We start from the raw sequence: 14,284 nt of genomic DNA on the forward strand, positions 1-14,284 counted from the left end.
TCTCAGCGGAGCAGGTAGGGCATGTTGACCGTGACCGCGCCGGTGGGGCACCGGGCGGCGCACGGGCCGCAGTACCAGCACTCGTCCACGTGCATGTAGGCCTTGCCGTCGTCCTCGCGGATGGCGAGGGAGTCGAGCGGGCACATGTCGACGCACAGGGTGCAGCCGGTGATGCACTTCGACTCGTCGATGGTCACGGGCACGTCGGCCCGCTGGGGCGCCAGAGGCATGGCGGTCTCCAGGAGTGGCGGGAGGGTGTCGGGGGAGTCCGGGGAGCGGCCGCGGCCGGGCCGGCTCAGCAGGCGCGGTGGAGCAGTCCGCTCATGGCGATGCGGTCGCCGCGGAAGCGGATGAACTCCAGGTCCACGGGGCGTCCGTCGCGCAGATGGGTGAGCCGTTCCAGCATCAGCACGGCCGCTCCGCGCGGTGCCTGGAGGACGGCGGCGGAGTGCGCGTCGGCGTTGACGGCCTCCAGGGTGATGTCCGCCGTTCCGAGCGGCTGCCCGGTGAGGCGTTCCAGCAGCCGGAACACGTCGTTGTGCTCCAGGTCGCAGTCGAGCAGTCGCGCCCCGATGTCCATCGGGACGTAGGTGAGGTCCAGGGAGAGGGGCAGCCCGCCGAGGCGGCGCAGCCGTTCGATGTAGAGCACGTCGGAGTGCTCGGGGACGCCGAGCCGCCGCGCCACCGGACCGGGTGCGGTGACCGGGCACACGGTGCGCACCTCGTTGGTGACGGTGCCGTGTTCGCGGAGGGTTTCCGCGAGGCCCTGGAGGCGGTCGAGGCCGTGGGGGTACTTCTCGGCCACCACCACCGTGCCGACTCCGGGCTGCCGTTCGATCAGCCCCTCCGCGCGCAGCAGGTCCAGCGCCTGGCGGACGGTGTTGCGCGAGACCCGGTAGTCGGCCCCGATGGCGCCCTCCAGGGGGAGGACGCCGCCGGGGAAGCCCGCGGTGCGGATCTGGTGCCGCAGCAGATCGGCGAGCTGCCGTGCCTGGTCCGCGCGCAGCCGTCGCCGGCGGGCGGCGGCGACGGGCACTGCGTGCTCACGGATGCGTTCGGCTGGCATGCGACGGACCCTACCGAGGCGGCGCACGCCATGGTGTTGCCACAACATTGCGCCACCTGAGGCCTTGTCGGCGCCGCCCTGACCTGCGGCTTCGTGCAGCGCCGGGGAAGATCTGCCACTTGTCGGCCACCGGACGCCCGGGCGCGTGCCCCGGCCCTGTTCCCTGCCGGGGCGGTGCGTGGCAGGGTGGCCCGGTCCGCAGGTCTGGACCAATCGGTCCGTCGGTGAGGGAGCGAGACGATGCGCGGCACCACCGTGACACCGGGGGCCACCACCCCGCCCCGGACGCCGGACGACGGCGCCCTGCCCATGCACCGGCTGGAGGTGCCGATGCCGAACGCGATGCCCTTCGCGATCGGCACCTTCGACACCATCGGCCCGATGTCCCGGGCCGACTTCCCGCACCGGCACACCTTCTGGGAGATCGTCCACGTCACCGGCGGGACCGGCGCCCACGTGGTGGACCTGGCCCGCTGGGAGCTCGATCCGCCCCATCTGTGCGTGATCGCCCCGGGACAGGTCCACCACTGGGAGGACGCGCGCGGACTGGACGGCACGGTCGTGCTGTTCACCGACGGATTCCTGCGCGACCACCCCGGCGACCGGGAGCTGCTGCGCGGGCTGGGCGCCCGGCCGTGGCTGGCTCTGGACGAGGCCCGGCACTCCGCGGTCGCCCGGCTCGTCGCCGAGCTCGGGGACGAGTACCGGCGCGGGGCCCGGGGCTTCGACTCCGTACTGCGCGCGCTGCTCCACGTCCTCGTGGTGCGGGCCTCGCGCATGCAGGAGGACCCGGCCCGGACCCCCGGGGCCCGGTCCGCCCGCGCCGGGGACGGCGGGCAGGGCCGGCCCGGTGCGGTGGCGGCGGAGTTCGTCCGGCTGATCGGCGGCAGCGACCCGGCGCTCTGGTCGGTGGGCGTCTGCGCGGCGCGGATCGGCGTCACGCCCGGCTACCTGGCCGAGGCGGTGAAGACGGCCACCGGCCGTACGCCGGGGGAACTGGTGCGGGCCGCCCGCACCCACGAGGCACAGCGCCTGCTCGCCCGGACCGGCCTGTCGGTCCGTCAGGTCGCCGGACGGGTCGGCTTCGCGGACCCCGCCTACTTCTGCCGCTTCTTCCGCCGGGAGACCGGGACCAGCCCCGGGGACTTCCGGCGGGGCGCGGCCGCCGCCGGGGAAATTCACCATGAACACCGGATCCAGTCCATCGCCCGCCCCGAGCCCGGTGCCTAGGTTCGAAGCCGTTCCCCGAAGCCCCCACAAGGAGCAGACATGGACGGCGAGACCACCCCGGGCGCCCTGACCCCGGGCGAGGCGTCACCCCCGGCGGAGCGCGGCGCGCCCGCCCGGCATCCCAGTCGCAAGACCGTGCTGCGCGCGGCGCTGGCCGCGTCCGTCGCGGCGCCGGCCGTGCTGATGGGCGTCCCGGCACTGGCCCGTACCGCGGGCGCGAGCGGCGCCTCCCCGCAGCTCACCCCCGAGTGCGACGACGGCGACGACCCGACCCCGCCGCAGATGGAGGGCCCCTACTTCAAGCCCAACTCGCCGCGCCGCACCTCGCTGCTGGAGCCGGGCACCCCCGGCACGCGCCTCACCGTCACCGGATACGTCTTCGGCCTGGCGTGCCGTCCGATCCCGAACACACTGCTGGACTTCTGGCAGGCGGACGTCAACGGCGCGTACGACAACAGCGGGTTCCGCTTCCGCGGCCACCAGTACACCGGCGCCGACGGCTCCTTCACGCTGACCACGATCGTGCCCGGCCTCTACCCGGGCCGCACCCGGCACATCCACGTCAAGGCCCAGGCGCCCGGCCGCCCGGTGCTCACCACCCAGCTCTACTTCCCGAACGAGCCACGCAACTCCACGGACTCGCTCTTCGACCCGCGGCTGCTGATGACGGTGCGGGACGCCGGCGGCGCGCGGGAGGCGGCCTTCGACTTCGTGCTGAACGTCCCCCAGGACCCGGGCCCTTCCCCGACCGGGGGACCGACCAGCCCACCGCCCGGCGGGAGCTGGGCGGCCGGCACCTCGTACACGGCCGGGACCCGGGTCACCTACGGCGGTGCCGCGTACGTCTGCCTCCAGAACCACCTGGCCCAGCCGGGCTGGGAGCCCCCGAGGGTCCCGGCCCTGTGGCGGGCCGTCTGACCGGCGGGCCCCCGGCCGGCCGCAGGCCGCACCGCACCACCGCACCGCCGCACGGCACCACCGCTCCACCGACCGACCACCGCGGTACGACGCCGGGCCCCGGCACCCCTGAGCCGGGGGTGCCGGGGCCCGGCCGTGACCGCCGCCGCGGCGGCGGGAATCCGCCGCGGGTCAGGGTGCCGGAACGATCCGCCCGGTGACCTCGCCCAGCCCGACGCGCACGCCGTCCGGGCCGGGGGCCCACGCCGTGAGGGTGACCTCGTCGCCGTCCTCCAGGAAGGTGCGCTTCCCGCCGGGGAGGTCGATCGGGTCGCGCCCGTTCCAGGTCAGCTCCAGCAGCGAGCCGCGCTGGTGCACCTCGGGGCCGCTGACCGTGCCCGAGCCGTACACGTCGCCGGTGCGCAGCGAGGCGCCGTTCACCGTCATGTGGGCGAGCTGCTGCGCCGCGGTCCAGTACATGGAGGCGAACGGGGGTTCCGCCACCACCGTGCCGTTGATCGCCACCGAGATCCGCAGGTCGAAGCCGCCGGGCTCCTCCTCCGCGGCGTCGTCGAGGTACGGCAGCAGCGGGACGTCGCGTGCGGGCGGCGCGGTGCGCGCCGCGTCGAGCGCTTCCAGCGGGGTCACCCAGGCGGAGACGGACGTCGCGAAGGACTTGCCGAGGAACGGGCCGAGCGGCACGTACTCCCAGGCCTGGACATCGCGTGCCGACCAGTCGTTGAGGAGGAAGAGCCCGAACACGTGGTCGCGGAAGGAGTCGAGCGGCACCGGGGTGCCGAGCTGCGACGGGGTGCCGACGAGGAAGCCGACCTCGGCCTCGATGTCCAGCTTGACGGAGGGCCCGAAGACGGGCGCCGCGTCGGCCGGGGCCTTCCGCTGGCCGGACGGCCGGGCGACGTCGGTCCCGGAGACCACGATCGTGCCCGCCCTGCCGTGGTAACCGATCGGCAGGTGCTTCCAGTTGGGCGTCAGCGCGTCCCCGTCGGGCCGGAAGATCCGGCCCACGTTGGTGGCGTGGTTCTCGCTCGCGTAGAAGTCGACGTAGTCCGCCACCTCGTAGGGCAGATGCATCGTCACCGAGCCGACCGGGTGCAGCAGGGGCTCTATGTCCGGCCGGTGGGCCGGGACCGTGACCCACGCGGTGAGCGCGCGTCGCACGTCGCGCCAGGCGGTGCGACCGGCGGCGAGCAGCGGGCCGAGGTCCGGCTGGGCGAGGAGATCCGCGTACGGGGAGCCGAGCGCGAGGGCCGCCGCCCCGGCGTCGAGCACATGGTTGCCGATCCGCACGCCCAGCCTGCGGCGCTCCGGCTCGTCCGCTGTGGTGAAGACGCCGTACGGGAGGTTGTGCGGGCCGAAGGGATCGCCCTCGGCCAGATCGAGCGGGCTCTGCTCGGACATCGGTGCCTGCCTCGCTTTCCACGGGTGTGGACGACACGTTACGTGGACGGCGGGGCCGCACGGGAGCGTCCCCGGCCGCCGTCCCGGTCAGGAGGCGGGGGAGGGGAAGCGTTCCTGCCAGGTGCGGTGGAAGACCACCTCCTCCCCGTCGTGGCAGATCAGTTCGTCCGTGGTCAGGAAGCCGTCCGCGTCGCGCACGGTGGAGGAGACCGCCCGGACCCGGACGTCCCAGCCCGCGTCCGGGCGGTGCAGCCGGATCGTGCGCACGGTGTGCGCACGGGCGGAGAGGGGATCGGCCTCCCGGATCGTGTACGTCTCGCGCGCCTCCTCCGTGTACTCGAGACCGTCGGCGTGGACCCGGGTGCCGTGCGGGCGGGGTGCGGACTCCAGGGTCCACAGCCCCTCGGCGACGTCGCGGGTGACCAGCAGGGGAGGCGGCTCCGCGTCGAGGGTCTGCGGCACGGCGACGGCGGGCGGCGCCGCGTGCTCGGGCTCCTGCTCGGGCTCGTGGTCCGGCCCGCGGTCCGGCTCAAGACCGGGGGGCGGGCCGGCGGCGCCGTCGTCCGGTCCGAGCACGGGCAGGGCGAGCAGGGACCCGGCCGGTTCCACGGTGAAACCGGCGGCACCCGGCTCCGGCCAGAGCCACGGCCAGTACGCGGAGGAGACGGCGAGCCGGATGCGGTGTCCCGGCGCGAAGACGTGCGCGGCCAGCGACAGCGTGACCTCCACGGTCCTGCCGGCGTCGCCCGCGATGCCGCCGTCCGAGCCCGCGGCGCCGACGACGGCGCCGGCCGGGGCGTCCCCGTCCGGCCCGGCGTCGCGCACCGCGCCCCGGGTCACGAGACGGGAGGCGCCGTCCGGGGCGACGTCGCAGAGCCGGGCCGCGACCTGGCCGTACACCCCCGGGGCGCGCAGACGCAGGGTGAGTCGGGGGCGGCCGAGGACGGTGAGCGGTGCGTCGCCCACCGGGAACTCGAAGCACACCGAGCGCGCGTCCTCCTCGCGCTGGTCGGGCGGCAGCTCCCCGGCCTGCCCGGACGGCCGGAACGCGCCCGCGTCCACGCCCGTGTGCGGCGGCGACGCCACCAGGACGGGGTCGCCGCCAAGCCCGTACGGCACCTCGGTGACCCGTGGCGACGGCCACGCCGTGGCCGCCCAGCCGGGCCGCTCCGCGCCGCCGCCCCCCGGCCGGTACCGCAGGCCCGGCCAGGCCGCGCCGGCACCGCTCGTGCCGGTGCCGGTGCCGTCTCCGGGGCCGATGTCCGCCCGGCTGTCCGTGGCCGTGCCGCCGCTCGCGCCGCTGCCCGTCCGGAAGCCGGCAGGGGCGGTGCCGTCAGTGCCGTCAGCGCCGCCAGTGCCGCCAGTTCCGTCAGCGCCCGTGCGGCCTGTGCCGTCTCCGGGTGCGGCGTCCGCACCGCCGTCCGTGGCCGAGCGGCCCGTGCCCGTACCGCCGTCCGTGTCCGGGGCGTCCGCGCCGCGTCCCGTTCGGCCGGCGACAGCGGCGGCAGCGTCCGCTCCCGCGTCCGCGGCGTCCGCCCCGCCCCCGCCCGTGAGCCACCGCTCCCACCAGCGCAGCGTCTCCTGGAGGAAGCCGATCCCGTCGTCCGGCCCGGTGGCGGTGCGGTCCGGGTACCCGTGCGGCCAAGGGCCCACCAGGCCGCTCACCCGGCCCTCGGGCAGCCGCTCGACCAGGCGCGGCACGCTGTCCCGGCCGGGGTCGTGCAGTCCGCCGACCGCGAGCACGGCGGCGCGCACGGCCGCGGTGTCGTCGCCGACACCGGCGCTCTGCCAGTACGCGTCCCTCCGCCGGTGGGTCAGCCAGGTGTGCGTCGCCGGCTCGACCGCCGCCAGGCGGCTCAGCCACATCCGGCGCCACCGCCCGCCCGTGTACCGCGGGTCCGGCGGCCGTGCCGCGTGCGCGAGGCGGACCGCCCCGCCGCCGTGCAGGCCGAGGCCGGTCACGGCTCCGCCGAGCAGGGGGCCGCCGTTGTCGTACGGGTCGTCGCTCGCGCACACGGCCACCACCGCCCGCAGCGGCGCGGGCGCCAGCGCGGCGATCTGCAGCGCCGCACGGCCGCCGGGCCCGACGCCGAACATGCCGACCCGCCCGCTGCACCACGGCTGCCGCGCCAGCCACTCCACGACGGCCACCCCGTCGGCGAGCTCGACCGCGCCGCACTCGTCGCCCGGCACCCCGTCGCTGTTGCCGTGGCCGCGGACGTCGACCCGGACGGAGGCGAAGCCGTTGCCCGCGTACCAGGGGTGACGCTCGCCGTCCCGGACCTCGGAGGCGTCGGTCAGCCGGTCCGGGGCGTACTCCAGCAGCGCGGGCACGGGGGCGGCGGTCACCGGCCGCCAGAGGCGGGCGTGCAGCGCGACGCCGTCCGGGAGGGGGATGCGGAGGTCCTCGCGGACCGTCTCGTGGGGGAAGTCGGTACGGATGCGCATGGCGGGCCCCTGCGGGACGGCCCCGCGTCTCCCGGCCGCCGCCGGGGCGGCCGGAGGTCCGCGGGGAGGGCGGACGGGACGGTCGGGCGCCCCTGCGCCGGGCGGGCGGGTGAAGCGGACGGGACGAGGGCCGGCACGGGGGACACGCGGCCGTGCGGAGCAGGGATCGGGGAGCAGGGATCATGGGAGGCGGGGAGCGGCGGGCAAAAGCCCTGTACCAGGGGATTGCCGCCGATCACGAACATACCGGGGGCGGCGGGAAGGCGCTCATGGTGATCGAAACGCGACCGGATACGCTGACTTGAGTGAATCCAGCGACACATCGACGATCCGTGTGATCGTCAGCAGACAGGAGACCCCCTCGTGACCGTCGTCGGGCCGTTCGGGCTGAGCGTGCGGGACCAGGCTCTTGAGGCCGATGTCCAGACCGGGCTGTCGGCTGTCGAGGCGGGCCTGCTCGATGCCACCAAGAGCGAGGTTCCGTTCATCACGGAGGCCGCGCAGCACCTCGTCCACGCGGGCGGCAAGCGGTTCCGCCCGCTGCTGGTGATGCTCGCCGCGCAGTTCGGCGACCCCTACGCGCCGGGTGTCGTGCCCTCGGCGGTGGTCGTCGAGCTCACCCACCTCGCGACGCTGTACCACGACGACGTGATGGACGAGGCGGACGTCCGCCGCGGGGTCGCCAGCGCGAACAGCCGCTGGGACAACTCGGTGGCCGTGCTCACCGGCGACTTCCTCTTCGCCCGCGCCTCGCACATCCTGGCGGACCTGGGGCCCGAGGCGGTCCGCATCCAGGCGGAGGCGTTCGAGCGCCTCGTCACGGGCCAGATCCTGGAGACCGCGGGCCCGCGCGACGGCCGCGACCCGGTCGACCACTACCTCGACGTGCTGGCCGGCAAGACCGGGTCGCTGGTCGCGGTGTCCTGCCGGTTCGGCGCGATGATGGCGGGCGCCGAGGAGCGCGTCGTCGACGTCCTCACCCAGTACGGGGAGCGCCTCGGCGTCGCCTTCCAGCTCGCCGACGACGTCCTCGACATCGCCTCCGACTCCCACGAGTCCGGCAAGACCCCCGGAACCGATCTGCGCGAGGGCATCGCCACCCTCCCCGTCCTGCTGCTGCGCGCGGCCGCCGAGGCCCACGGCCGTCCCGGGGACCGGGAGCTCGCCGCCCTCCTCGACGGCGATCTCACCGACGACGCCCGGCACGCCGAGGCGCTGCGCCGGCTGCGTGCCCACCCGGCGCTGGAGCAGGCCCGCCGGGACACCGTGCGGTACGCGGAGGAGGCCCGGGCGCTGCTCGCACCGCTCCCGGAGTGCTACGCGAAGGCGGCCCTGCAGGAGCTCTGCGACGCGGTCGTCCACCGCGCCGGATAGGGCCCTCCGCCGCCAAGATCCGGGCGGGAGTCCCCGGGCCCTGTCCGGCGACGCCCCTTACGGGTCGGGGCAGTCGGGGCGGTTCGGTGTCATCCCAGAGGGGTACACGGGTTTGCGCCCGGGGACTGACGCCTGCGGGCGTGCGTTTTGGTCATATGGATGGAGAGCACCACCCCTGACCAACCACGGAGGTAGGGCACACCATGGCACCGAACGACAGCGCACACTCCACCGACGAGGCAGGGGACCTCGGAGGCGGACGCCGCAAGGCCGTCCGCTACCTGGTTCCGCTGGCGGTCGCCGGTGTCGCGGCGGGCACCATCGGGCTGGTCCCGGCGTTCGCAGGCTCCGGCGACCCGGATCTGCCGAAGACCACCGCGCGCGAACTCATCGAGAAGATCGCCGCGTCGGACACCCAGCAGCTCTCCGGCACGGTGCGGATCACCACCGACCTCGGACTGCCGTCCCTCGACGGACTGGCGGGCTCCCTGACCGGATCGGGCGGCGACGGGGAGGAGTCGTCCGCGGACCCCGCGTCCAAGCTCACCGAACTGGCCTCCGGCACCCACACCCTGCGGATCGCCGCCGACGGCCCGGAGCGCCAGAAGGTCTCCCTGCTGGACGGCTCGGCCGAGTACAGCCTGATCCGTGACGGCGACGAGGTCTGGGCCTACGACAGCGCCTCCGACGAGGTCTTCCACAGCAAGGACGCCGGGCGGCAGGACGCACCCGGGAAGGAGAAGGGCGCGCTGCCCTCGGAACTCCCCACCACACCGAAGGAGTTCGCCGACGAGGTGCTGAAGGCGTCGGACGGCACCACGTCGTTCCGGGTCGGCGGCACGGCACAGGTGGCCGGCCGGGACGCGTACCGGCTCGTCGTCGAGCCGGCGCAGAAGGGCTCGACGGTCAAGGCCGTCACCATCGCGGTCGACGCCGAGACCGGCACGCCGCTGAAGTTCACCCTCACCCCGAGCAGCGGCGGCAAGGCCGTGGTCGACGCCGGCTTCACCAAGGTCGACTTCGCCCGCCCCGCCGCGTCCACCTTCGACTTCACCCCGCCGAAGGGCGCGAAGGTGACCGAGGCGGACGAGGTGGAGAAGGAGGCCCGCCGCGAGGCGGAGGGCGCCCCGGAGGGCTTCTCCGGCTTCGACGTCATCGGTGAGGGCTGGACCTCGATCGCCACGGTCAAGGGGGCCGGCGGTCCGGGCGCCGGGGTGCCGGAGACGGACGACCTGCCGCCGGCGGCCGGGCAGTTCCTGGACTCCTTCGGCGACAAGGTCACCGGCGCGTTCGGCAAGGGCACCGTCTTCTCGACGCGGCTGGTCAACGCCCTGGTGACCGAGGACGGCACCGTCTACGTGGGCGCGGTCACCAAGGACGCCCTGGTGAAGGCGGCCGACGAGGCGAAGTAGGCCCCGCCGCACCCGTACCGTGCTCCGCCGCACCCGTACCGCGCCCCTTCGCACCGGTGCCGCGCTCCGTACCACCGGCACCGCGCCCCGCCGTACGCCGCTCGCGCCGCGTACGGCGGGGCGCTCCGCGTTCCCGGCGGCCCCGAGGGCCGGGCAGTCGGGTGACCGGAGGTTCGGCGAACCGGGGCGGGGGCGGCGTACGGCCTCGCGCGTCCGGGGCGTCCGTCGCCGACGCACCGGAGTCCCGCCGCGCGACGGCGGGGCGGGACTCCGGCGGCCGTGCGGCGGGCTCAGAAGGTGAGCCGCCAGCTGTCGATGTAGCCCGTGTCGTACCGGGCCACGTCCTGCACCCGCAGCTTCCAGTCGCCGTTCGCCGCCTCGGCCGAGGCGTTGACGGTGTACGTGGCGATCACGTTGTCCGCGGAGTCGCTGCTGCTGGAGTTCTTGAGCCGGTAGGCGGTGCCGTCCGGCGCCACCAGGTCGATCACCAGGTCGCCCCGGAAGGTGTGCTTGATGTCGACGGCCGCCTTCAGCGTCGCCGGGGCGTTGCCGGTGCGTCCGGAGACGGTCACCGTCGAGGTGACGGCGGCTCCGGCGTCCGGGACGGCGACGTCGGCCGCGTTCTCGTAGAAGTCGCCCGGCGGGACCGTGGTGCCGGACGACAGGGACCAGATCGCGTGGGCGACCGCGTCGCTGTTGCGGTCCAGCGCGGTGTCGCTGATGTTCGACGTCGTGTCGCAGGACGAGTGGTAGCAGCGGTCGAACGCCTGCCCCGAGGTGCCGCCCCACTTCTGGGCCTGGGCGGCGGTCTTGGTCCTGCTGGCCCCGGTGAACAGGCCGCCCACCGGTATGCCGACGTTCTTGAACGACGCGTGGTCGGAGCGGCCGTCGCCCTCCGTCTCGATCTCCGTGGGGACGCCGATGCCCGCGAAGTAGTCCTTGAAGGTCTGCTCGATCACCGGGTCGTCGTCGTAGACGAAGTACCCCGGGTTCGGCGAGCCGATCATGTCGAAGTTCAGGTATCCGGCGACCTTCGAACGCTCGGCGGACGGCAGGTTGTTGACGTAGTACTTCGAGCCGACCAGGCCCAGCTCCTCCGCTCCCCACCAGGCGAAGCGCAGGTGCTTCGAGGGCTGGAGCTGCGCGCGGGAGACGGCGAGCGCGGTCTCCAGCACGGCGGCGGAGCCGGAGGCGTTGTCGTTGATGCCGGCACCCGAGCTGACGGAGTCGAGGTGCGCGCCGGCCATCAGGGTCTGCCCGGTGTCGCCGCCGGGCCAGTCGGCTATCAGGTTGTAGCCCGTGGCGCCGCTGGAGGTGAACTGCTGGACGGTGGTGGTGAAGCCGGCGGCGTCGAGCTTTGCCTTCACGTAGTCGATCGACGCCTTGTAGCCGGGTCTGCCGTGCGCCCGGTTGCCGCCGTTGGCGGTGGCGATGGACTGGAACTGGGTCAGGTGCGCCTTGACGCTGGCGAGCGGTATGTCGGGCGCCGCCAGTGCCGCGGCCTGCGCGCCCGGTGCCGCGGTCGCCGCGGGCGCACCCGCGGCGAGCAGTCCGGCGAGGGCGAACACGGCGGCGGTGAGCGTGCGTCCTGGAACGGAGAGGTTCATGTGGGGGCTCCGGATTCCGTATGAGGTGAGGACGGAACGTGCGTGACGACGCCCCGGGCCGGCGGTGGCACGGGGCGCTGGAGCATGAACGTGGAGCGTGAACGTGGAGCATCGCGACGACGACCTCTGGTCGTACGGCCGTACGGTCGTACGGCCGTACGGTCGTGCGGTGGTGCGGTGGTGCGTCGTGCGTGCTGAATGGTCGGCCCGCCCTCGACGTACCGTCAAGGGCGGAAATCGGTCACCTCTGTTCACATTGCGGACGGCTCGGGCCGGTCACTGGACGCAGAACTCGTTGCCCTCCGGGTCCGTCAGTACGGTCCATTCGCCGCCCTGCTCGCGGACCTGGCGCACGACCGTCGCCCCCAGTGCGACGATCCTGGCCGTCTCGGCGTCGCGTTCACCGGGCGCGGCGTGCACGTCGACGTGGAGCCGGTTCTTCCCGGCCTTCTTCTCCGGTACGCGCTGGAAGAGGATCCGGCGGCCGAGGCCGGCGCCGTTCAGCTCGTCGAAGGGGTCGTCCGGATGCCGGACGCCGATCAGATCGCGCCAGGCGCGCCGGCCGTGCGAGGTGACCGTCAGCTCCTCGGGCACCGCCCCCTGTCCGAGCAGCTGGTCGATCAGGGGGCTGTTGTCCTCCACCTGGTAGCCGAGGGCGCCCGCCCAGAAGTCCGCCTGGGCGTGGGGGTCTTCGGCGTCGATCACGAGTTTCCAGTGCAAGGTCATGTAACCACTTATACTGGTTACATGACTGCGAGGGCAACGGAACCGCCGGGACTGCTGCTGCGTCACCCGGACGGCCAGACGTTCCGCTTCGACCCGGGTGCGCTCTGCCTGGAGCTGCTGGCCACCGGCGGACCCGGCGCGTACGCGCGGTTCGAGGTGCTGACCGGGCCCGGGGAGCTCATGGCCTGGGTGGCCGCCAGCCGGTTGCCCCCGGGGCTCCGGCTGGCGGCGGACGACACCGGCGCGGCGGCGGCACGCGCGCTGCGCGACGCCCTGTGGGGTGTGGTGGCGGCCCGGGCGCACGGCGCCGCGCCCGCACCCGCCGGTCTCGCCGCGGTGAACGCGGCGGCCGCCGCGCCCCCGCTCGTCCCGCTGATCGCCGCCGACGGCACCCGGGCCTGGGCGCCCGGCGAAGCGCCGGTCACGGCCCTGCTGTCGACCGTCGCGCGCGACGCGGTGGACCTCCTCACCGGACCGCACGCCGACCGGGTGCGGGAGTGCGCGGCCCGCGACTGCGCCCTCCTCTTCGTCGACGTCTCCCGTCCCGGCCGCCGCCGCTGGTGCTCGATGGAACGCTGCGGCAACCGCCACAAGGTCCGCACCCTCCGCGCCCGCCGGGCGGACGGGGACGCACCCTGACGCGCGGGAGCGCCCTGGCGCACCGGGACCCCGCCCCGACGCGCGGACCGCACCCTGACGGCGGGTGGTCTTCGCCCCCGCGCTCCCTGCGGAGCCCGGGGCCGGAGCCCGGGGCCGGAGCCCGGCGTCCGCCGATTCCGTGGCGGCCGGTGCTCCACGGACCGCCGGAGCCGTTCAACCCCGGCGCGGGTGCAGCCGCCCCCGCGTCCGCCCGCGCGGCCCCCGGCCCGCGTCCGCCCGACGCCACACCGCGAACGGCCGTCGGCCCCACGGACATCCGTGGGGCCGACGGCCGTTCGCGGTTCGTGCGGTCGCTTCGCGTGCGGTCGGTTCGTATGGGTCCGGTTCGTGCCGCCGCCTCCGGCGGCACGGACCTCAGGCGGTCGGTTCGGGCTCGCGGCCCGCGCGGGCCGCCTCCCCGGCCGGGGCCGCCTTGCCGGGCAGCCCGCCCGCGACGACGCCGGACTGCGGCGCCGACGGCAGCGGGGCGGCGCCGGAGGCCGCGGCCTCGACGGCGAGGCGCAGGGCCTGGGCCCGATTGCGCCGGGCGTTGCGCAGCGCGTCCCAGGTGAGGCACGAGAGCGCCAGCCAGACCAGCGCGAAACCGGCCCACCGCTCCGCGGGCATCGCCTCGCGGAAGTAGAGGACTCCGAGCAGGAACTGGAACACGGGCGCCAGGTACTGGAGCAGCCCCAGAGTGGAGAGCGGCACCCGGATCGCCGCCGCGCCGAAGCAGATGAGGGGCACCGCGGTCACGATGCCCGTCGCGGCGAGCAGTGCGGCGTGCCCGGTGCCGTGGGAGCCGAAGGACGCCGAGCCGTCCGCGCCGAGCCACAGCAGGAAGCCGAGCGCGGGCAGGAACTGGATGGCCGTCTCGGCGGCGAGGGACTCCAGGCCGCCGAGGTTGACCTTCTTCTTCACCAGCCCGTACGTCGCGAAGGAGAAGGCCAGCACCAGCGAGATCCAGGGCGGCTGCCCGTAGCCCACGGCGAGGACGAGCACAGCGGCGAAGCCCGTGCCGACCGCCGCCCACTGCGCGGGGCGCAGCCGCTCGCCGAGCAGCAGCACGCCCATCGCGATGGTGACCAGGGGGTTGATGAAGTAGCCGAGCGAGGCCTCCACGACCCGGCCGGTGTTGACGGCCCAGATGTAGACGCCCCAGTTGACCGTGATCACGGCGGCGGCCACGGTGACGAGCGCCAGCTTGGCGGGGCTGCGCACCAGGTCGCGGATCCAGCCCCACTGCTTCAGCGCCAGCAGCGCGACGGCGACGACGGCCAGCGACCACACCATCCGGTGGGCGAGGATCTCGCCGGCTCCGGACGGTTTGAGCAGCGGCCAGAAGAGCGGGACCAGCCCCCACATCCCGTAGGCGCCGATCCCGTACAGCAGTCCTGCCCGCTGTTCGTTCTCCGACTTCACCGGCCCTCCTGTCCCCGCGCGAGTTCCGGGCAACGGTACGCCGC

12 protein-coding genes are annotated in these 14,284 nt (G+C 74.8%); 5 read left to right on the forward strand and 7 right to left on the reverse strand.

All coding sequences use genetic code 11. From position 1 onward, the window contains the following. Window positions 1–2 precede the first annotated feature (2 nt). Window positions 3–230 (reverse strand): 4Fe-4S dicluster domain-containing protein, encoded by a 228-nt coding sequence (locus IAG43_RS18400; RefSeq protein ID WP_147987623.1) that lies wholly within the window; start codon window positions 228–230, stop codon window positions 3–5. Between the two features lie 65 nt (window positions 231–295). Next, window positions 296–1,066: a GntR family transcriptional regulator gene (locus IAG43_RS18405; protein ID WP_187741820.1), complete on the reverse strand. Its 771-nt coding sequence runs from the start codon at window positions 1,064–1,066 to the stop codon at window positions 296–298. A gap of 240 nt (window positions 1,067–1,306) precedes the next feature. Here IAG43_RS18405 and IAG43_RS18410 point away from each other — a divergent pair, with 240 nt between their 5' ends. Both IAG43_RS18410 and IAG43_RS18415 read left to right on the forward strand, forming a co-directional pair. Then, window positions 1,307–2,296 carry a helix-turn-helix transcriptional regulator gene (locus IAG43_RS18410; protein WP_187741821.1) on the forward strand — a complete coding sequence of 330 codons (990 nt, stop codon included), beginning with the start codon at window positions 1,307–1,309 and terminating at the stop codon, window positions 2,294–2,296. 39 nt (window positions 2,297–2,335) lie between these two features. After that, a complete protein-coding gene (locus IAG43_RS18415) occupies window positions 2,336–3,214 on the forward strand; it encodes a dioxygenase family protein (protein WP_187741822.1) in 879 nt (292 codons plus the stop codon). A 171-nt stretch (window positions 3,215–3,385) separates the two neighbouring features. Here IAG43_RS18415 and fahA read toward each other — a convergent pair whose 3' ends face one another. Beyond that, on the reverse strand, window positions 3,386–4,612 hold the full coding sequence (gene fahA, locus IAG43_RS18420; RefSeq protein ID WP_187741823.1) for a fumarylacetoacetase: 1,227 nt from the start codon (window positions 4,610–4,612) through the stop codon (window positions 3,386–3,388). A gap of 87 nt (window positions 4,613–4,699) precedes the next feature. Next, window positions 4,700–7,060: a CocE/NonD family hydrolase gene (locus IAG43_RS18425; protein WP_187741824.1), complete on the reverse strand. Its 2,361-nt coding sequence runs from the start codon at window positions 7,058–7,060 to the stop codon at window positions 4,700–4,702. A gap of 363 nt (window positions 7,061–7,423) precedes the next feature. On the opposite strand from IAG43_RS18425, the gene IAG43_RS18430 reads away from it, so the two are divergent. Further along, window positions 7,424–8,434, forward strand: coding sequence for a polyprenyl synthetase family protein (locus IAG43_RS18430; protein ID WP_187741825.1), 1,011 nt, complete (start codon window positions 7,424–7,426; stop codon window positions 8,432–8,434). A gap of 203 nt (window positions 8,435–8,637) precedes the next feature. Next, on the forward strand, window positions 8,638–9,846 hold the full coding sequence (locus tag IAG43_RS18435; RefSeq protein ID WP_187741826.1) for a LolA family protein: 1,209 nt from the start codon (window positions 8,638–8,640) through the stop codon (window positions 9,844–9,846). Between the two features lie 290 nt (window positions 9,847–10,136). On the opposite strand, the gene IAG43_RS18440 is transcribed toward IAG43_RS18435, so the two are convergent. After that, the gene (locus IAG43_RS18440) at window positions 10,137–11,453 is read right to left on the reverse strand and encodes a M28 family peptidase (RefSeq protein ID WP_187741827.1); all 1,317 of its coding nucleotides are present in this window, start codon (window positions 11,451–11,453) and stop codon (window positions 10,137–10,139) included. Between the two features lie 276 nt (window positions 11,454–11,729). Continuing rightward, on the reverse strand, window positions 11,730–12,179 hold the full coding sequence (locus IAG43_RS18445) for a VOC family protein (RefSeq protein WP_187741828.1): 450 nt from the start codon (window positions 12,177–12,179) through the stop codon (window positions 11,730–11,732). Between the two features lie 21 nt (window positions 12,180–12,200). Between IAG43_RS18445 and IAG43_RS18450 the strand changes: the two genes are divergently transcribed. Next, window positions 12,201–12,818, forward strand: a complete 618-nt coding sequence (locus IAG43_RS18450; RefSeq protein WP_187741829.1) for a CGNR zinc finger domain-containing protein — start codon at window positions 12,201–12,203, stop codon at window positions 12,816–12,818. A gap of 375 nt (window positions 12,819–13,193) precedes the next feature. Here IAG43_RS18450 and rarD read toward each other — a convergent pair whose 3' ends face one another. Continuing rightward, a complete protein-coding gene (gene rarD / locus IAG43_RS18455) occupies window positions 13,194–14,240 on the reverse strand; it encodes an EamA family transporter RarD (RefSeq protein WP_187741830.1) in 1,047 nt (348 codons plus the stop codon). Between the last annotated feature and the right edge of the window lie 44 nt (window positions 14,241–14,284).

Origin of the sequence: Streptomyces genisteinicus (genome assembly GCF_014489615.1) — a bacterium.
In the GTDB taxonomy this organism is placed as follows: domain Bacteria; phylum Actinomycetota; class Actinomycetes; order Streptomycetales; family Streptomycetaceae; genus Streptomyces; species Streptomyces genisteinicus.

Excerpts from the sequence above, each read along its gene's own strand:
- IAG43_RS18400 (WP_147987623.1), bottom strand. The coding sequence starts at position 230 with ATGCCTCTGGCGCCCCAGCGGGCCGACGTGCCCGTGACCATCGACGAG.
- IAG43_RS18405 (WP_187741820.1), bottom strand. The coding sequence starts at position 1,066 with ATGCCAGCCGAACGCATCCGTGAGCACGCAGTGCCCGTCGCCGCCGCC.
- IAG43_RS18410 (WP_187741821.1), top strand. The coding sequence starts at position 1,307 with ATGCGCGGCACCACCGTGACACCGGGGGCCACCACCCCGCCCCGGACG.
- IAG43_RS18415 (WP_187741822.1), top strand. The coding sequence starts at position 2,336 with ATGGACGGCGAGACCACCCCGGGCGCCCTGACCCCGGGCGAGGCGTCA.
- fahA (WP_187741823.1), bottom strand. The coding sequence starts at position 4,612 with ATGTCCGAGCAGAGCCCGCTCGATCTGGCCGAGGGCGATCCCTTCGGC.
- IAG43_RS18425 (WP_187741824.1), bottom strand. The coding sequence starts at position 7,060 with ATGCGCATCCGTACCGACTTCCCCCACGAGACGGTCCGCGAGGACCTC.
- IAG43_RS18435 (WP_187741826.1), top strand. The coding sequence starts at position 8,638 with ATGGCACCGAACGACAGCGCACACTCCACCGACGAGGCAGGGGACCTC.
- IAG43_RS18440 (WP_187741827.1), bottom strand. The coding sequence starts at position 11,453 with ATGAACCTCTCCGTTCCAGGACGCACGCTCACCGCCGCCGTGTTCGCC.
- IAG43_RS18445 (WP_187741828.1), bottom strand. The coding sequence starts at position 12,179 with ATGACCTTGCACTGGAAACTCGTGATCGACGCCGAAGACCCCCACGCC.
- IAG43_RS18450 (WP_187741829.1), top strand. The coding sequence starts at position 12,201 with ATGACTGCGAGGGCAACGGAACCGCCGGGACTGCTGCTGCGTCACCCG.